This window comes from Aliirhizobium smilacinae, assembly GCF_006335145.1.
GTDB classification, from domain to species: Bacteria; Pseudomonadota; Alphaproteobacteria; order Rhizobiales; family Rhizobiaceae; genus Neorhizobium; species Neorhizobium smilacinae.
This window is the reverse complement of sequence record NZ_VDMN01000001.1, coordinates 187,210-206,011: the sequence shown is the minus strand read 5'-3', so window position 1 is coordinate 206,011 and position 18,802 is coordinate 187,210. Positions and strand designations below refer to the sequence as shown.

General features: G+C 59.6%; 16 protein-coding genes. 14 read left to right on the top strand and 2 right to left on the bottom strand.

Features of this window, described 5'->3' with window-relative positions; all coding sequences use genetic code 11:
* Window positions 1–61 precede the first annotated feature (61 nt).
* A complete protein-coding gene (gndA, locus tag FHP24_RS00915) occupies window positions 62–1,495 on the top strand; it encodes an NADP-dependent phosphogluconate dehydrogenase (protein ID WP_139671586.1) in 1,434 nt (477 codons plus the stop codon).
* 61 nt (window positions 1,496–1,556) lie between these two features.
* On the opposite strand, the gene FHP24_RS00910 is transcribed toward gndA, so the two are convergent.
* Window positions 1,557–2,603, bottom strand: coding sequence for a LacI family transcriptional regulator (locus FHP24_RS00910; protein WP_139671583.1), 1,047 nt, complete (start codon window positions 2,601–2,603; stop codon window positions 1,557–1,559).
* Between the two features lie 362 nt (window positions 2,604–2,965).
* On the opposite strand from FHP24_RS00910, the gene FHP24_RS00905 reads away from it, so the two are divergent.
* From FHP24_RS00905 to FHP24_RS00860, 10 genes are all read left to right on the top strand, one after another.
* A complete protein-coding gene (locus FHP24_RS00905; protein ID WP_139671579.1) occupies window positions 2,966–4,198 on the top strand; it encodes an ABC transporter substrate-binding protein in 1,233 nt (410 codons plus the stop codon).
* Window positions 4,199–4,345: 147 nt separating this feature from the next.
* Window positions 4,346–5,242 carry a carbohydrate ABC transporter permease gene (locus FHP24_RS00900; RefSeq protein ID WP_139676061.1) on the top strand — a complete coding sequence of 299 codons (897 nt, stop codon included), beginning with the start codon at window positions 4,346–4,348 and terminating at the stop codon, window positions 5,240–5,242.
* The gene (locus FHP24_RS00895; protein WP_139671577.1) at window positions 5,235–6,179 is read left to right on the top strand and encodes a carbohydrate ABC transporter permease; all 945 of its coding nucleotides are present in this window, start codon (window positions 5,235–5,237) and stop codon (window positions 6,177–6,179) included. Before FHP24_RS00900 ends, FHP24_RS00895 begins: the two co-directional genes overlap by 8 nt.
* A gap of 6 nt (window positions 6,180–6,185) precedes the next feature.
* Window positions 6,186–7,283 carry an ABC transporter ATP-binding protein gene (locus FHP24_RS00890; protein WP_139671574.1) on the top strand — a complete coding sequence of 366 codons (1,098 nt, stop codon included), beginning with the start codon at window positions 6,186–6,188 and terminating at the stop codon, window positions 7,281–7,283.
* 274 nt (window positions 7,284–7,557) lie between these two features.
* On the top strand, window positions 7,558–9,990 hold the full coding sequence (locus FHP24_RS00885) for a beta-mannosidase (RefSeq protein WP_139671571.1): 2,433 nt from the start codon (window positions 7,558–7,560) through the stop codon (window positions 9,988–9,990).
* Window positions 9,991–10,013: 23 nt separating this feature from the next.
* The gene (locus tag FHP24_RS00880) at window positions 10,014–10,778 is read left to right on the top strand and encodes a sugar phosphate isomerase/epimerase family protein (protein ID WP_139671568.1); all 765 of its coding nucleotides are present in this window, start codon (window positions 10,014–10,016) and stop codon (window positions 10,776–10,778) included.
* Between the two features lie 27 nt (window positions 10,779–10,805).
* On the top strand, window positions 10,806–11,939 hold the full coding sequence (locus FHP24_RS00875; protein WP_139671565.1) for a Gfo/Idh/MocA family protein: 1,134 nt from the start codon (window positions 10,806–10,808) through the stop codon (window positions 11,937–11,939).
* A gap of 68 nt (window positions 11,940–12,007) precedes the next feature.
* Window positions 12,008–13,057, top strand: a complete 1,050-nt coding sequence (gene mgrA / locus FHP24_RS00870) for an L-glyceraldehyde 3-phosphate reductase (RefSeq protein ID WP_139671562.1) — start codon at window positions 12,008–12,010, stop codon at window positions 13,055–13,057.
* 224 nt (window positions 13,058–13,281) lie between these two features.
* Window positions 13,282–14,901, top strand: coding sequence for a glycoside hydrolase family 43 protein (locus FHP24_RS00865; protein ID WP_139671559.1), 1,620 nt, complete (start codon window positions 13,282–13,284; stop codon window positions 14,899–14,901).
* 150 nt (window positions 14,902–15,051) lie between these two features.
* A complete protein-coding gene (locus FHP24_RS00860) occupies window positions 15,052–15,414 on the top strand; it encodes an RcnB family protein (protein WP_139671556.1) in 363 nt (120 codons plus the stop codon).
* A gap of 96 nt (window positions 15,415–15,510) precedes the next feature.
* On the opposite strand, the gene FHP24_RS00855 is transcribed toward FHP24_RS00860, so the two are convergent.
* The gene (locus FHP24_RS00855; protein ID WP_139671553.1) at window positions 15,511–16,488 is read right to left on the bottom strand and encodes a zinc ABC transporter substrate-binding protein; all 978 of its coding nucleotides are present in this window, start codon (window positions 16,486–16,488) and stop codon (window positions 15,511–15,513) included.
* Between the two features lie 103 nt (window positions 16,489–16,591).
* On the opposite strand from FHP24_RS00855, the gene FHP24_RS00850 reads away from it, so the two are divergent.
* Genes FHP24_RS00850 through FHP24_RS00840 form a run of 3 tightly spaced genes read left to right on the top strand, consistent with a single transcriptional unit; the run spans window position 16,592 to window position 18,775 of the window.
* The gene (locus FHP24_RS00850) at window positions 16,592–17,530 is read left to right on the top strand and encodes an ATP-binding cassette domain-containing protein (RefSeq protein ID WP_394344606.1); all 939 of its coding nucleotides are present in this window, start codon (window positions 16,592–16,594) and stop codon (window positions 17,528–17,530) included.
* Complete coding sequence (gene znuB / locus FHP24_RS00845) at window positions 17,523–18,350, top strand: zinc ABC transporter permease subunit ZnuB (protein ID WP_139671547.1); 828 nt, start codon at window positions 17,523–17,525, stop codon at window positions 18,348–18,350. The genes FHP24_RS00850 and znuB overlap by 8 nt, the downstream gene beginning before the upstream one ends.
* Window positions 18,347–18,775 carry a Fur family transcriptional regulator gene (locus FHP24_RS00840; protein WP_139671544.1) on the top strand — a complete coding sequence of 143 codons (429 nt, stop codon included), beginning with the start codon at window positions 18,347–18,349 and terminating at the stop codon, window positions 18,773–18,775. Before znuB ends, FHP24_RS00840 begins: the two co-directional genes overlap by 4 nt.
* Window positions 18,776–18,802 lie beyond the last annotated feature (27 nt).

Genomic DNA, 18,802 nt, shown 5'->3' with positions numbered 1-18,802 from the left:
CCCTTGCCCCCCAGTCGCTGCGGTGCCAAAAGAAGGCGCAACACAATCGGAGGCTCCTCCCGTGGAACAGGCAGAAATCGGCCTAATCGGTCTTGGCGTCATGGGCGCCAACCTTTCCCTCAATATTGCTGAAAAAGGCAACAAGATCGCGGTCTTCAACCGCACGACTGAAGTCACCAAGAAATTCTACGCGGATGCAGGCGCTCTTCAGGGCCAGATCATTCCGTGCGAAACGATGGAAGATTTCATCAAGGCAATCCGCCCGCCGCGGCCGATCATCATCATGATCAAGGCCGGTGATCCGGTCGATCAGCAGATGGAACTCCTGAAGCCATACCTGTCTTCCGGCGACATCATGATAGACGCCGGCAATGCCAACTTCCGCGATACGATGCGCCGCTTCAAGAGCCTTGAAGGCAGCGACCTGACCTTTATCGGCATGGGCGTTTCCGGCGGTGAAGAAGGTGCGCGTCATGGCCCTTCGATCATGGTCGGCGGCACCGAAGACAGCTGGAAGCGCGTCGAGAAGGTCCTGACCTCGATCTCGGCCAAGTTCAACGGCGAACCCTGCGTCGACTGGCTCGGCGAAAATGGCGCCGGACACTTCGTCAAGACCATCCATAACGGCATCGAATATGCCGATATGCAGATGATCGCCGAAATCTACGGCATCCTGCGCGATGGCCTCGGCATGAGCGCAGCCGAAATCGGCGGCGTCTTTGGTCGCTGGAACGAAGGCCGCCTTGATTCCTATCTCATGGAAATCTCGGAAAAGGTGCTGAAGGCCAACGATCCGATCTCCGGAAAGCCGATGGTCGACGTCATCGTCGACAGCGCCGGCCAGAAGGGCACCGGCAAGTGGTCGGTCATTGAGGCCCAGAACATGGGCGTCGCTGCGACCGCGATCGAAGCCGCCGTCGCCGGCCGTGTCCTCTCTTCGCTCAAGTCAGAGCGCCAGGCCGCCGAAAAAATCCTCGGCAAACCGGCTCTGGTCGAACGTCCCAAGGACGGCATGGCCTTCCTCGCCGATCTGGAACTCGCATTGCTGGCCGCCAAGATCGGCGCTTATGCGCAAGGGTTCGCGGTCATGGCCGCAGCCTCCAAGGAATTCGGCTGGAACCTGCCGATGCCGACCATCGCGAAAATCTGGCGCGCCGGCTGCATCATTCGCTCGCAGTTCCTCGATGAGATCACCTCGGCCTTCAGCAAGGACCCGAACGTGGCAAACCTCATCGTCACGCCGGCCTTTTCGCAGCTCGTCAAGGAAACCGATGGTGCGCTGCGCCGTATCGTCTCCTATGCGGCGCTGAACGGTCTTCCGGCTCCGGCGCTCACTTCGGCTCTCTCTTATTTCGACGCCTACCGTCGGGGCAGGGGCACGGCCAACCTGATCCAGGCCCAGCGCGATTTCTTCGGCGCCCACGGCTTCGACCGCCTCGACGGCGTCGACAAGCATCACGGCCCTTGGGGCAGCGGTCTGGCCGACTTCGCCTGATCGAAGTTCACGAACGAGATAAAAAAGCCCGGCCAAGTGCCGGGCTTTTTCGCATCACCTGTCAGTCTTTCGGTCCCATTTCCGACCAGACGGGGCCATCGATGCTCTGCAGCAATTCGGGCGCTACGCCGTCGATGCGGGCCAGCACGGCCTTGGCCAGTTCCTGACCCGCATGGCGCACATCTTCCGTCACGGTGAGCATTTCCGGCCTGATCCAGTTCAGGAATTCGGCCGATTGTTTCGAGACGATATCGATCTCTTTTCCCAATCGACGTCCCGCAGCTTCGGTACCGGCAACCAGCGCGATCGAGGCGGATCCGCTGAGCGAGATAATCGCGTCCGGTGGCTCGGGAAGGCGGGAGAGACGCTCGGCGTAAGCGCGAATTTCTTCAAGCGGTGTTTCCGTCGTCATCCGCCCCATGGAAACCTCGGTCGCCTGAAAATCCGTCAATCCGCGTTCGAAGCCGATCCGGCTGTGGATTTGATAGGAAAACCGGCTGAGCGGCGCCAGTAGCGCGATACGTCTACGTCCCCGCCGCACAAGACGTTCCACCGCCTGATAGACATAGGCCTCATTGTCAAAATCATGGAACGGATGAGCGATTCCCATATCCGTTCGTCCATGGGTGACGAAAGGAAGATTACGCTCCGTCATCAGACGTACGCGCGGGTCGTCTGGTTCCATGCGCGAGATGATCACGCCATCTGCAGAGCCGGTATCGAGAATATAGCGAACCGGCACCATCGGATCTTTCTCGAAGGAATGTGGCGTCACCACGAGGTGATACTGGGTGCCGCCCAGTACTTCCGAAATGCCCTGTACCATCTGGCTGGTAAAGCCCATCAACTCCTGCTCGATGCTCAGCACGAGCGCGATCACGTTTGTCTTGCCGGTTCGCAGTCGCACACCCGCCCGGTTCGGTTGGTAACCGAGCTGCCGTGCTACCAGCCGCACGCGCTCCTTCGTTTCCGAACCGATATCCGGAGCATCCTTCAGTGCACGAGAAACGGTCGTGATTCCGAGCCCCGTCATATAGGCGATGGTCTTCAGGGTAGGGCGTTCGCCGGCGATGGGAGCCGGGATAGATCGTTTGCTGTGGTCGTCCATTGTGCCGCTCGCACTGAAAAGCGAATTTTAGGGTGCATTCATATTAAAAAAGCTTCTTACGGCAAAAAACTGAAACGTTACAGGTAAATTTCGCACGCATTTCCATAATAATTTTGAAAAAATGCAACTATGTTGATACACAACGCAGGCGCACATACTTTTGTGCGATTGCGAAATGAAATCGTCATGGATCGATCTAAAATTCGATATAACAAGGCTTTTTATCCACGTCAGTGTTTAGTTTTTTCCATTTATGATTGTGTTTTGCATTTTACTCAAGAATATTTACTCTATCCGGGGTTGCTACTCTTTGGCGATTGCCATAGCTTTTTACTGCAACGTTTCAGTGAGGGAGGAGACTCATGCGTATTCGTGCATTTGCGGCCGTTCTGGCCGCCACTGCAGCACTGCCTTGCGCAGCAATGGCCGCTGAATTGGAAGTCACGCATTGGTGGACATCGGGAGGTGAGGCGGCGGCCGTCAAGGAGCTGGCAACCGCATTCGATGCGACCGGCAACAAATGGGTCGATGGTGCCATCGCGGGTTCCGGCAGCACCGCCCGCCCGATCATGATCAGTCGCATTACCGGCGGCGATCCGATGGGCGCCACCCAGTTCAACCATGGCCGCCAGGCCGAGGAACTGGTTCAATCCGGCCTCATGCGCGATCTCAATGACGTCGCCGAAAAGGGCAAGTGGAAGGACATCATCAAGCCAACCAGCCTGCTCGACAGCTGCACTTTTGAGGGCAAGATCTATTGCGCGCCGGTCAATATCCATTCCTGGCAATGGTTGTGGCTGTCTAACGCCGCCTTTGAAAAAGCGGGCGTGCCTGTGCCGAAGGACTGGAACGAGTTCGTCGCTGCGGGTCCCAAGCTGAGGGAAGCAGGTCTTCAGCCGCTCGCCGTCGGCGGCTCGGCCTTCCAGGTCAACGGCCTGTTCGACACGCTGGTGATCTCGCTGGGCGGCACCGATCTCTACAACAAGGTCTACAAGGACAAGGATGAAGAAACTGCAGCAGGCCCCGAAATGGCAAAGATCTTCGCGGCGGCCGATGACGCCCGCAAGCTTGCCAAGGGATCGAACGTGCAGGACTGGAACCAGGCCACCAATCTGGTCATCACCGGCAAGGCCGGCGGCCAGATCATGGGCGACTGGGCACAGGGCGAATTCCAGCAGGCGGGTCAGACGGCCGGCAAGGAATATAGCTGCCTTCCAGGCCTTGGCCTGAACCAGACCCTGACGACCGGCGGCGACGCCATCTACTTCCCGCTTCTGAAGGACGAGGCAAAATCCAAGGCGCAGGAAGTGCTGGCTGAAACGATTGTCGATCCCAAGGTCCAGGTCGCTTTCAACCTCAAGAAGGGTTCGGTTCCGATCCGCAGTGACGTCGATCTTGCTGCCGCAAACGACTGCATGAAGAAGGGGATCGAGATCATCTCCAAGGGCGGTACGGCAATCAGCACCGACCAGCTCGTTTCGGCCGATACGCAGAAGCAGAAGGAGGACCTGATGTCCGAATTCTTCGCCAAGGAATCGATGACGCCGGAACAGGCCCAGCAGCGCTTCGCCTCCATCATCGGCTCGGCGGACTGATAGCTCCATCACGATCCTGAACCGCGCTGGCCCCGCCCACCTTCGCAAGGAGGGCGGGGCCGGAAGGAAAGGCTGCGCCTTGCGCATGCCGATCGAGGAGGAACAATGCCCCATCCCATGCCACAGCAGTCGGGCGTATCAAAGCCGATGCCCAAGTCATCGGGTCGCCCCAATCAGCTTTTCCGCAATCTCAATTCCAAGATTGCGCTCACCCCCATGATCCTGGTTGCCGCTGTCGTCTTCTTCGGCGGCACGATCTGGACGGTCATCTACTCCTTCACCAATTCAAGGCTTCTGCCGCGGGCGAGCTTTGTCGGTTTAGACCAGTATGAGCGCCTCTGGGCCTCGTCCCGCTGGATAATTTCGATCCAGAACCTGATGATCTACGGCATCCTGTCCCTGATCTTCTCGCTCGTGGTCGGCTTCGTTCTGGCGGCACTGATGGACCAGAAAATCCGTTTCGAAAGTGCCTTCCGTACGATCTTCCTTTACCCGTTCGCCCTGTCCTTCATCGTTACCGGGCTTGTATGGCAGTGGATCCTCAACCCGGAATTCGGCGTTCAGGGCATCGTCCGCTCGCTCGGCTGGACCAGCTTCACCTTCGACCCGCTCTACAATCCCGATATCGTCATTTACGGCATTCTGATCGCCGGTCTCTGGCAGGGGACAGGGCTCGTCATGTGCCTGATGCTTGCCGGGCTGCGCGGCATCGACGAAGACATCTGGAAGGCGTCGCGCGTCGACGGAATCCCGATGTGGCGGACCTATATCTTCGTCGTCATCCCGATGATGCGCCCGGTCTTCATCACCACGCTCGTGCTGATCGGCAGCGGCATCGTCAAGCTCTACGATCTCGTCGTGGCGCAGACGTCGGGCGGCCCCGGCAATGCGTCCGAAGTCCCGGCGAAATACGTCTACGATTACATGTTCCAGGCGCAGAATCTGGGGCAGGGCTTTGCAGCCTCCACCATGATGCTGCTCACCGTCGCCATCGTCATCGTCCCCTGGGCCTATCTCGAATTCGGAGGGAAGAAGCGTGGCTGACGTCTCCACTCTCAACGCGACCGGCGCGGCATTGGACGCAGTCAGAACTGAACTCGCATCCGGCCCGCGCGGAAAAAAGCCGAGGAAAGTGCTCTCCCGTCGCAATGTCATGATCTACGGCATCCTTGGCCTTGCAGCGCTCTATTATCTCCTGCCGCTCTACGTGATGGTCGTCACCTCGCTGAAGGGCATGCCGGAAGTACGTCTCGGCAACATCTTCTCGCCGCCGGTGGAAATCACTTTCGAACCCTGGGTGAAGGCCTGGGCCGAAGCCTGCACCGGTCTCAATTGCGACGGCCTCTCGCGCGGTTTCTGGAACTCGGTGCGCATCCTCGTTCCTTCCGTCATCGTTTCGATCGCGGTTGCCTCGGTCAGCGGTTATGCGCTCGCCAATTGGCGCTTCAAGGGTTCGGAACTGTTCTTCTCCGTCCTCATCATCGGCGCCTTCATTCCCTACCAGGTGATGATCTATCCGCTGGTCATCATCCTGCGCGAAATCGGCATCTACGGCTCGCTGACCGGCCTCGTCATCGTCCACACGATCTTCGGCATGCCGATCCTGACGCTGCTCTTCCGCAACTATTTCGCTGGCCTGCCGGAGGAATTGTTCAAGGCGGCGCGCATCGATGGCGCCGGCTTCTGGCAGATCTACGGCCGCATCATGCTGCCCATGTCGCTGCCGATCTTCGTCGTCGCGATCATCATCCAGGTCACCGGCATCTGGAACGACTTTCTCTTCGGCGTCGTCTTCACGCGGCCGGATACCTACCCGATGACCGTCCAGCTCAACAACATCGTCAACTCCGTCCAGGGGGTGAAGGAATACAACGTCAACATGGCAGCAACGCTGCTCACCGGCGCTGTTCCGCTCATCGTCTATTTCGTCTCCGGCCGGCTGTTCGTTCGCGGCATCGCCGCCGGCGCAGTAAAGGGGTAAGCCTTGATGACCGACCTCTCCAACAGTGTTTCCATCCGTGATCTGTCACTATCCTTTGGCGCGGTGACGGTTCTCCAGAACCTCGATCTCGATATCAAGAATGGCGAATTCCTCGTCCTTCTCGGCTCTTCCGGCTGCGGCAAGTCCACGCTTTTGAACTGCATCGCCGGCCTGCTGGAGCCGACCGACGGCCAGATCTTCATCAAGGACAGGAACGTCACCTGGGAAGAGCCAAAGGACCGCGGCATCGGCATGGTCTTCCAGTCCTACGCGCTTTACCCGCAGATGACGGTCGAGAAAAACCTCTCCTTCGGCCTCAAGGTCGCCGGCATGCCCAAGGACGAGATCGCCAAGCGCATCGCCCGCGCCTCGAGCATCCTGCAGATCGAGCCGCTGTTGCAGCGCAAGCCCGCAGCGCTCTCCGGCGGCCAGCGCCAGCGCGTCGCGATTGGCCGCGCGCTTGTCCGCGATGTCGACGTCTTTCTCTTCGACGAGCCGCTCTCCAACCTCGATGCAAAACTGCGCTCGGAACTGCGCGTCGAAATCAAGCGTCTGCACCAGTCGCTGAAGAACACGATGATCTACGTCACCCACGACCAGATCGAAGCCCTGACGCTCGCCGACCGCATCGCCATCATGAAGAGCGGTGTCATCCAGCAATTGGACGACCCGATCACCATCTACAATCGCCCGAAAAACAAGTTTGTCGCCGGCTTCATCGGCTCGCCCTCGATGAACTTTCTGACCGGCGAACTGGCCGACGATGGCGGCCGCACGGTGTTCAGAACCAACGGCACCAGCTTTTCGCTCGCCGGCTACGAGACGATTGAGGCGCTCACTCCCGGCCGCAAGGTCGTGCTCGGCGTCCGCCCCGAACATATCAAGGTCGATGGCGATCTGGCAGGCGAGGAAGCCCATGACGCAATCGTCGATATCGAGGAGCCGATGGGCGCCGACAATCTGATCTGGCTGAAACTCGCCGCCCACACGATCTCGGTCCGCATCGGTGGTGCCCGGCGCTACGCCGTCGGCGCAAAAGTCCGCTTAGGCTTCGACATGACCATGGCCTCGCTTTTCGACGCGGAGACGGAGGAGCGGATCTGATGGCTGTCTTCCGTCCCTCGTTCCACCCCCCTCTGGCCTGCCGGCCATCTCCCCCACAAGCGGGGAGAGCACAAGTGGAGCGCCCTTTGCTCAAGCTCCACGCTTGCTCTTTGCTGAGCCTTCAAATGCAGAGCAAGCAAACTGGTGAGACGAGTTCCGGTGAAAATTGGAGAAGACCGGTGAGCCTAGCTGATCTCCCCCCTTGTGGGGGAGATGGCCGGCAGGCCAGAGGGGGGCTGGTTGCCGCAAATGGTGACCTCTCCGGGAGGCCTCAATGACCACCATCCCGCTCTCCGGCAAGTGGAACCTCTCATCCCCCGACAGCGCCCACGCCACCAGCATGCCGATTCCCGGCGATATCCACACAGCGCTCAAAACCGCCGGCATCATCCCCGACCCCTATATCGGCCGCAACGAAAACGACGTCCAATGGGTGGCCCATCAGGACTGGCAGATCGAGCGGAGCTTCAACGTCGATGACCCCGAGGGCTCGTGGTATCTCGATTTCACCTATCTCGATACGGTGGCAATCATCTTCATCAATGACGTACCGGTTCTCTCGGCCGACAATTGCTTCCGCCGCTACCGCCCCGATGTCTCGCAGGCCATCAAGCCCGGCGAAAATACCATCCGCATCCTCTTCCATTCCAACATAAAAGCAGGCGCGGAACGTCAGGCCAGACAGCCTTTCTACCTTCCGTTCTCCAAGAACTGCCCCATCCCCGATGGCAACATGTTGCGCAAGCCGCAATGCCATTTCGGCTGGGACTGGAACCTTGCCATCGCCCCGCTCGGCCTCTACGGCGATATCGCCGTCAGGCGCCTCGAAACCGCGCGCATCGAACATATCGTCACCGAGCAGAGACACCACAACGAAGGGTCGGTCGATCTCCACCTTTCCGTGTCCCTCCATGCCGACGCCCAGGGCGTGATACCGATCCACCTCCAGCTCGGGGATGAACGCACCCGCCTCGATTGCGGCATGCGCCCCGGCGAGAACACGGTTCAACATGTCTTCCATATCGAGCAGCCAAAACTCTGGTGGCCGGCGGGCAGCGGCGAACAGGCGCTGTATCCGCTCACCGTCGACACACCGACCGAAACGATCAAGAAACAGATCGGGCTCCGTACCGTCGAACTGCTGACCGATAAGGACGAGGCCGGTAGCCGTTTCGCCTTCCGTATCAACGGCCGCGAAATCTTCTGCCGCGGCGCCAACTGGATACCCGCCGACGCGCTGTTTTCTCTGACGAGCCCGGAAAAGACGGCAGACCTTCTGCAATCCGCCGTCGACGCCAACATGAACATGATCCGCATCTGGGGCGGCGGATTCTACGAGGACGAGACCTTTTACGATACCTGCGACAGGCTGGGCCTGATGGTCTGGCAGGATTTCCAGTTCGCCTGCAATATCTATCCCTCGACGCCCGACTTCCTTGAAAAGGTCGAACACGAGGTCGAGTACCAGACCAAACGCCTGATCTCTCACCCCTCGATCGTCCTCTGGTGCGGCGATAACGAGCTTGTCGGCGCGCTACTCTGGTACGAGGAAACCCGCACCAACCGCGACCGTTATCTCGTCTCCTATGACCGGCTGAACCACACGATCGAACGGGCGATGAAAAAGGCCGTGCCGCAGGCTATCTGGTGGCCGTCCAGCCCTGCCTCCGGTTATCTGGATTACGGCGATGCCTGGCATGCCGATGGTTCCGGAGACATGCATTTCTGGTCCGTCTGGCACGAGAATAAACCGTTCGAACACTATCGCGATGTCAAACCGCGTTTCTGCTCCGAATTCGGTTTCCAGTCCTATACGTCGCTGCCGGTCATCCACACCTACGCGGAAGAGAAGGACCTCAATATTGCGTCTCCGGTCATGGAGCATCACCAGCGCAATGTCGGCGGCAACGAACGCATCGCCGCCACCATGTTCCGCAATTTCCGCTTCCCCGGCGACTTTGCCAATTTCGTCTATCTGAGCCAGGTCCAGCAGGGCATCGCCATCAAGACGGCGGTCGATTACTGGCGCTCGCTGAAACCCCATTGCATGGGGGCTCTCTACTGGCAGCTCAACGACACTTGGCCGGTCGCCTCCTGGGCAAGCCTCGATTACGGCGGCAGCTGGAAAGTGCTGCATTACATGGCCCGGCGCTTCTTCCAGCCAGTCTCGGTTGCCGCCATCCCGTCGGAAGGCGGTAAGGAAATCCGCTTCTCGCTGGTCAACGATACGCTTGAAGAGGTCACAGTCACGCTTAACGTCTCGCTCCTGGATCTTGACGGGAAACGGCATTCACTCCTGAGCGTTGATGCAGTCTGCTCGCCCGATGCGGCCGTGACGGCGCTGACCATCGGTTCAGACGCTGTTTCGAAGGATTGCCTCCTGGCCTGGAGTTTCACCACCTCGAACGGTTCGGGCGGCGAGGGCCATCATGTCATGGAAAGCTACAAGGCGCTGGAGCTTCAGCCCGCGCGTCTTGAAATCTCCGTGTCTCCGGTCGGTGATGGCTCATTCGACATTCTCGTCCAGTCAGCCGGCCTCGCGCTCTTCGTCTTGATCGAGAGCGAAACGCCAGGCCGTTATTCCGACAACGCTTTCGATCTTGCCGCCGGCGAAAACCGAAAGGTTCGCTTCACCCCGAGCGAGCCGGCGGCAGGCCCACCAAAATTCCGCATCTACGATCTTCAATCCTGCCAGTCCGCAGGGTGACATTTCATTTCAAGGAGGATGACATGACGACCTTTGGTTTCCAGCTTTACAGCGCCCGCAATTTCCCGCCGCTGTCCGATGTGCTGAAACTCGTGGCGAAGAACGGTTACAAACATGTCGAGGGTTATGGCGCGCTTTACGCAACGCTCGACGAGGCGGGCCTGAAGGCCATGCGTGCCGAACTCGACGCCAATGGCTTGACCATGCCCACTGGCCATTTCGGCATCGATCTTCTCGAAAAGGAGCCGGAACAGGCACTGCTGATCACAAAAACGCTCGGCGTCGAGGCGATCTATTGCCCGCATCTGGTTGCCGACCAGCGCCCGATTGACGCCGCCGGCTGGTTTGCCTTCGGCAAGCGCCTTGCTGAAGCCGGCAAGCGTTATCAGGATGCCGGCTACACATTCGGCTGGCATAATCACGACTTCGAGTTCAAACAGCTCGCCGATGGCTCCACACCGCAGGAGCAGATCTTTGCCGGCGGACCGGATCTCACCTGGGAGGCCGATATCGCCTGGGTCATCCGCGGCGGTGCCGATCCCTTTGCCTGGATCGAAAGCTATGGCAGAAAAATCACTGCGGTTCACGTCAAGGACATAGCGCCGGTAGGTGAGAACGCAGATGAGGATGGCTGGGCCGATGTCGGCCACGGCACCGTTCCTTGGAAGGATCTGATCGCCGCGCTGAAGGCCAAGACTTCGGCGAAATATTACGTTCTGGAGCATGACAACCCGAAGGATATCGAACGGCTCGCCTCCCGCTCCATCGCTGCCTTCAACACCTATTGATCTCAGATAATCATTCGGAGCTTCAAAATGACCAAGGAACTTGGCGTCGGCATCCTGGGATGCGGCAACATTTCCACCACCTATTTTTCACTGTCGCCGCTGTTCAAGGGTATCAAGGTTCTGGCCTGTGCCGACATCAATCCAGCGGCGGCCGAGGTAAAAGCCAAGGAATACGGCGTCAGGGCGCAGACGGTCGAAGATTTGCTCGCCAATGAGGAACTCGACGTGATCGTCAACCTGACGATCCCCGATGCGCATTTTGCCGTCTCCAAGGCCATCCTTCAGGCCGGCAAGCATGTCTATTCCGAAAAACCGCTGACGGTGACGCTCCAGCAGGGCAAGGAACTGCAGGCGCTCGGCCGGGAAAAAGGTCTCGCCATCGGCTGTGCCCCCGACACGTTTCTCGGCGGCGCTCACCAGCTTGCCCGCGCCTATATCGAGGAGGGCGGGGTAGGGCGCATCACCTCGGGCACCTGCCACGTCATGAGCCCCGGCATGGAGATGTGGCACCCCAATCCGGGTTTCTTCTTCCTCAATGGCGGTGGCCCGATCCTCGATCTCGGACCTTATTACATCGCCAACCTGATCAACTTCCTGGGGCCCGTAAAGCGCGTCGCGGCTTTGACCACGATGGCGAACCCGACCCGTACCGTCACCAGCGAGCCGCTCAAGGGTACGATCATCCCCGTCGAAACTCCGACCAATATCCACGCGCTTCTAGAATTCGCCGAAGGAGCGACGATCACTCTATCGGCCAGTTGGGATGTCTGGTCGCATCGCCATGCCAATATGGAACTCTACGGCACGGAAGGTTCGATCTACGTGCCGGATCCGAACTTTTTCGGCGGCGTAGTCGAGGCGAGCGGTCGCGACAAGGACATCAAGCCCCTGAAGGATTGGGATCATCCCTTCGGCAAGGCCAACCAGGAACATCCGAACGGACCGCGCGCCAACTACCGCACCGCGGGCCTGGCCGATATGGCCATGGCCCTTATCGAAGGGCGCGATATCCGTTGCTCGATCGACCGGGCGCTGCACGGCGTCGACGTGATGACCTCGATCCTGAGATCCGGTGCCGAGGGAAATTTCATAGGCACCACCACGACCTGCACCAAACCTGCGGCACTTGGCATAGACGAAGCACTGGCGCTTCTGGCGTGAGACGCTAGAACTGTTCCCCGGCGCCGGAAATGAGGTTCGGCGCCGGTTTCATTTGGAGGAATATTCATATGGCTTGGCTCCCGGCGGATAACCGCTACGAAAGCATGACCTATAATCGCTGCGGCAAATCCGGCCTCAAGCTGCCGGCGATCTCGCTCGGCCTCTGGCACAATTTCGGTGACGACACGCCGCATCAGCGCAAGGTCGATATCTGCCAGAAGGCATTCGACCTCGGCATCACCCATTTCGATCTCGCCAACAATTACGGCCCGAAGCCTGGTAGCGCCGAACTCGCCTTCGGCCAGATCCTGCGCGAGGAATTTCGGGGCTATCGCGACGAACTGATCATCTCGTCGAAAGCCGGCTACAACATGTGGCCGGGTCCTTATGGCGAATGGGGCAGCCGCAAATACCTGATCGCCTCCTGCGACCAGAGCCTGAAGCGCTTGGGCCTCGATTACGTCGATATCTTCTATTCGCACCGTTTCGATCCTGATACGCCGCTGGAAGAGACCTGCGGCGCGCTGGAGCACATCGTCCGCTCGGGCAGGGCGCTTTACGTCGGCCTCTCGTCCTACAATTCGAAGCGCACCCGCGAGGCGGTCGAAATTCTGAAGCAGATGGGCGTGCCGGTCCTCATCCACCAGCCGAGCTATTCGATGATCAACCGCTGGGTAGAGGAAGACGGCCTGCTCGATACGCTCGAAGATCTGGGCGTCGGCTCGATCGTCTTTTCGCCGCTGGCGCAGGGCATGCTGACGTCGAAATATCTCGGCGGCATCCCGGAAGACAGCCGCGCCGCCCAGGGCAAGTCGCTTCGCCCGGCCTTCCTCAACGACCGGAACATCGAGAACCTCAAGGGCCTCAACGCCATTGCGGAACGTCGCGGCCAGACTTTGGCACAGATGGCGCTTTCCTGGGTCCTGCGCGGCGATCGGGTAACGACCGCGCTCATCGGCGCAAGCCGACCGGAGCAGGTCGAGGATTGCGTCAAGGCTCTGGAGAAGCGTGATTTCACTGCGGAGGAACTGGCCGAGATCGACACGTTCGCGAGGGACGCCGACATCAACATCTGGGCTGCTTCGGCGGAACGTCAGGGGCCAGCGCGAAACAAGTAATCCCGCACACTTTCCTGCCTCCGTTAGGTATAGCGCCGAGGGACAAAAGACCCCTCCCAACCTTCCCCACAAGGGGGAGGGCTTAACCTGGTCCCTCCGTCGTGGCTCAACGAGAGCAGGTGGGTGCCGCGAGTCATCTCCCCCCTTGTGGGGGAGATGGCCGGCAGGCCAGAGGGGACTTGCCTGCCACGACCTCAAAGCAATCAATGTGGGAGGAGACACATATGATACGCAACCCGATTTTGCCGGGCTTCAACGCCGACCCATCGATCTGCCGTGTCGGCGAAGACTATTATATCGCCACCTCAACCTTCGAATGGTATCCGGGCGTGCAGATCCACCATTCCCGCGATCTCGTAAACTGGACGCTCGTCCGCCGCCCGCTGGAGCGAAAAAGCCAGCTGGACATGCGTGGCAATCCTGACAGCTGTGGCGTCTGGGCGCCGTGCCTGTCTTATGCCGATGGCCTGTTCTGGCTCGTCTATACCGACGTCAAACGGTACGACGGCAATTTCAAGGACGCTCATAATTACATCGTCACCTCGCCGACCATCGAGGGCAATTGGCCCGATCCCGTCTATGTCAATTCCTCCGGTTTCGATCCGTCGCTCTTTCATGACGAAGACGGCCGCAAATGGTTCGTCAACATGCAGTGGAACCACCGCACCGAAAGTTACGGCGGCGCGCCGAAACATCCGGCCTTCGACGGCATCCTGCTGCAGCAATGGGACGCCGACACGAAGATGCTGAAAGGCCCGATCACCAACATCTTTCCCGGAAGCCCGCTCGGCCTCGTCGAGGCGCCGCATCTCTTCAAGCGCAACGGCTGGTATTTTCTGACCACCGCCGAGGGCGGCACCGGTTACGACCACGCGGTGACCATGGCGCGATCACGCACGATCGACGGCCAGTATCAGCTGCATCCCGATACGCATCTCATCACCTCGAAAGGTAATCCCGAAGCCGTTCTGCAGCGGGCAGGGCATGGCCAATATGTCGAGACACCGGATGGTGACATCTATCACACCCATCTCTGCAGCCGGCCGCTCTCTCCCCATCGCCGCTCCCCGCTCGGACGCGAAACCGGTCTGCAGAAATGTGTCTGGAAGGATGACGACTGGCTTTATCTTGCTGAGGGCGGCCTTGTGCCGAATGTTGATGTTCCCGCACCGACCGATGCTGAGCCGATCGCAAAACCTGCCCGTATCGATTACAGCTTCGATGGTGAAAAACTACCGATCGATTTCCAATGGCTGCGCACGCCCGAACCTGACCGCATCTTCAGCCTGACGGCCCGGCCGGGATGCCTGCGCCTGATCGGCCGGGAAAGCATCGGTTCATGGTTTGAACAGGCGATCGTCGCACGCCGGCAGGAACATCACAGGTTTCGCGCAGAAACCACGCTCGAGGCCTTTGCACCGGATATCTACCAGCAGGCTTGCGGCCTGACCCATTATTACAATCGCCACAAGTTCCACGCCCTCGTCGTCACCCTGCATGAAAAGCTCGGCCGCGTCGTGACCATCTTCTCTTGCCCCGGTGACTTCCCGCATGGCCGCATGCAGTTTCCGGCCGGAAGCGGCGTCTCCATCCCGGAAGGTCCTGTCGAGCTTGCCATGCAGATCCGCGACAACGACCTGCAGTTTTCCTGGCGTTCCAGCAGAACCAATTATTGGGAAACGATCGGCCCGGTCCTGGACGCCAGCGTCATTTCCGATGAGGGTGGCCGTGGTGAACACGGCTCGTTTACCGGCGCCTTTGCCGGCCTGTTCGCCTTCGATACGTCGGGCAGGACGAAGACCGCGGATTTCAGCCGTTTTTCCTACGAGGCGATTCCCGGCTGATTTCCCGAAGGGCTTGCGGAATCGTTAATTCCTGTCGTGAGAACGTTACTGCAAGTCCATATTTTCATTACGCATATTTAATCTTGCATTCATACGTCGTTCATCGCTTGAGCCTTAATTCTCGGATGTGTTCAACGCGAGGATTTAGCCATGAAGAAGTTCATTGTCGCACTTGTCGCCGCCACCGTTCTGGCTGGCCCGATCGCAACTGCCGCCCAGGCGCAGGAATGGCGCAACGACCGCGATCGCGGTCGCCAGGTCGAAAAGCACGTAGACAAGCGCGTCAACAAGACTGTGCATGTCGACAAGAAGGTCGTCATCCACAAGCAGCGCTGGTCCAAGGGCCATCGTGCGTCTGCGGCCGAGCGCCGCCGCATGGCTGACGTGCGCGATTACCGCCGTTACCGCCTGTCGGCCCCGCCGCGCGGCTACAAGTGGGTGAAGGTCGATAACGACTATCTGATGATCGGCATCGCCACCGGCGTCATTTCCAGCATCATCGCGGCGCGTTAAGAAATCCCGAAATGAGATCGGCGGGCGTGTGGTTTGCGCCCGCCGATCCTCTGCCCTTGAGACCGGTTGTGAGGGGAACTCCACCGGTCCTTCGCATTACTGCGACAGGCAGCTCTTCAGCGAAGTGGCGATACCGCGCATCATCGTGAAATAGAGGTCCGGGCCTTCCTTCAGCGCGCCGGCTTCCGGATCGAGCACGCCGGACTTGGCCTTGCTGCCTTCGCTCACCACTTTTACCAGCTTCGGTTCGAATTGCGGCTCGGCGAACACGCAGGTCGCGCCCAGATCCTCGACCTTCCGGTGAATTTCCTTCACCCGTTCGGCACCCGGCATCGATTCGGGGCTGACCGTGATCGAGCCTGCGACTTTTACGCCATACCGATGTTCGAAATACTGGTAGGCATCATGGAAGACGATGAACGGCTTGTCCTTGATCGGTTCCAGCGTCGTCCTCAGCTCGGCATCGAGTGCATCGAGCTGCTTCATCAGCTCGGCAGCATTCTTCTGATAGCTGACGGCATGTTCCGCATCGGCCTGCACCAGCTGTTTTTCGATCTCGGCAGCCATCGCCTTGGCGTTCATCGGGTCGAGCCACAGATGCACGTCATTGCCTTCGTGATCGTGATCGCCGTCATCCTCGCCGTCGGCATGTGCTTCGCCCGCGCCGTGGTTATGGCCGTGATCATGGCCTTCCTCTTCCGCTTCGGGCTCGAAGACGCCGCCTTCGCGGAACTTCAGCTTGGTCAGGCTCGGCGCATCCTCGAGCGTTACCACCGTTGCCTTGGAGCCGAGCGCTTCGAGCGGCTTTTCGAGGAAGGCCTCCATGCCATGCCCGACCCAGAAGATCAGGTCTGCTTTCTGCAGTGCCGCCGCATTCGAAGGTCGCATATTGTAGGTATGCGGCGAGGCCGCGCCTTCGACGATCAGCTTCGGCTCGCCAACGCCCTTCATGATCGAGGCGACCAGAGAGTGGATCGGCTTGATCGAGACGACGACCTCGGGTGTCGCGGCAAACGCGCCGGGCGCGGCGATCATGGCGGCCGAAGAGAGAAGAAGGGCGGCGGCAAATTTCATGGTCAGTTTCCTTGTTTGCTGACGTAATGTTATTACATCAATTGCGTTATGCTATAACGTGTGGCATGACGGGTGACAACAGGAAATTTCGCCGATCATGCTGATGACCAGCCGGGCCTCTTCTGCCCCCAAAAAACAGGCCGGTGAGGCCGAAACCCTTGTTTCACTCGAAAATGCCGGCATTCGCCGTGACGGCCGCTGGCTTGTCCGCGGTGTCGATTTTTCGATCGCCCGCGGTGAGGTCGTTACCCTGATCGGCCCCAACGGCGCCGGAAAGTCGACCACCGCGAAGATGGCGATCGGCGTGTTGAAAGCGGACGAGGGCACCGTCATCCGCAGCAAAGCTCTTCGTATCGGCTACGTCCCGCAAAAACTCGCGATCGACTGGACCATGCCGCTCTCGGTGCGCCGCCTGATGACGCTGACCGGCCCGCTGAAAGAAGCTGAAATCACCTTGGCCCTCGAAGCGACCGGCATTCCGCATCTGATCGGCGCGGAAGTCCGCCATCTCTCCGGCGGCGAATTCCAGCGTGCGCTGCTTGCCCGCGCGATTGCCCGCAAGCCGGACCTGATGGTGCTCGACGAACCGGTGCAGGGCGTCGATTTTGCCGGCGAGAGCGCCCTTTACGACCTCATCCGCACCATCCGCAATTCCACTGGCTGCGGCATCCTGATGATTTCGCATGATCTGCACATGGTCATGGCCGGCACCGATACGGTGATCTGCCTCAACGGCCATGTCTGCTGCCGCGGCACGCCGGAAGTGGTGAGCCAGAGCTCGGATTACATGAAGCTGTTCGGTGGCAATGCACGCTCTCTGGCGGTCTATAATCACCACCACGACCACACCCATCTGCCGGACGGCCGCGTCCGCCATGCGGATGGTTCTATCACCGAACATTGCCATCCCGACGACGGCCACCATCACGATGATGCAGCCCATGATCACGCCAATGACCATACCCATGGCGATCATCATCACGGCCACGACCATGCCCATCCCCACCCGGTGACTGAACGGGAGGGTCATCGCCATGCTTGACGATTTCTTCATTCGCGCACTGGTCGCCGGTGTCGGCGTGGCGCTGACCGCCGGCCCGCTCGGCTGTTTCGTCGTCTGGCGGCGCATGGCCTATTTCGGCGATACGATGGCCCATTCGGCGCTGCTCGGCGTGGCTCTGTCGCTGTTTTTCGAGGTCAATCTTCTCCTCTCCGTCTTCGGTGTCTCCGTCCTCGTTTCGGCCGTGCTGCTTCTGCTGCAGCGCCGCCAGTCGCTCTCGGCCGATGCGCTTCTCGGCATCCTGTCCCATTCCGCTCTGGCCATCGGCCTGGTTCTCGTCGCCTTCATGACCTGGGTGCGGATCGATCTCATCGCCTTCCTGTTCGGCGATATTCTCGCCGTCACCCCATCGGATATCGCGCTGATCTGGGGCGGCGGGGCTGTGGTCGTCGCCGCGATCATCTGGCTCTGGCGCCCGCTCGTCGCCTCCACCGTCAGCGAGGATGTCGCGGAAGCCGAAGGCATGAACCCGGCGCGGACAAAACTGTTCTTCATGTTGTTGATGGCGCTCGTCATCGCCATCGCCATGAAGATCGTCGGCATCATGCTGATCACGTCTTTGCTGATCATTCCGGCCGCCACCGCGCGCCGCTTTTCGGCAAGCCCGGAATGGATGGCGGTTTTCGCCTCTCTAATCGGAGCTGCGGCCGTCGTTGGCGGTCTTTTCGGCTCGCTCACCTATGATACGCCGTCCGGCCCTACCATCGTGGTCGCGGCACTCCTACTTTTCGTCGTAAGTTTGATTCCCGCCTTCGGCCGCACCACCCGCGAGCGGCCCGCCAACAAGGGAGTGCAAGGATGAACGCCCCGATCGTCAATCCGGCCCTGACCAAGAACCAGACGTTGGTCTTCGATGCGCTAAACCGCGCCGAAGGCCCGATGAGCGCCTATACGATCCTTGACAAGCTGCGCGACCACGGTTTTCGCGCGCCGCTGCAGGTTTATCGCGCGCTCGACAAGCTCACCGAATTCGGCATGGTGCACCGGCTGGAAAGTCTGAATGCCTTCGTTGCCTGCGCCCATCGGGAAAGCGAATGCTGCGGCGGAAGCCACAATCACGGCCAGGGCACGGTCGCTTTCGCGATCTGTGAAAGCTGCAACCAGGTGATCGAATTCCATGATCACGAGGTCGATCATCATCTTGGCGACTGGGCCAAATCCAAGGGCTTCAAGCCGTCCAAGACGACGATCGAAATCCGCGGCCTTTGCGAAAAATGCGCCGCCTGATAAAATAAAAAAATACAACCCTAAATA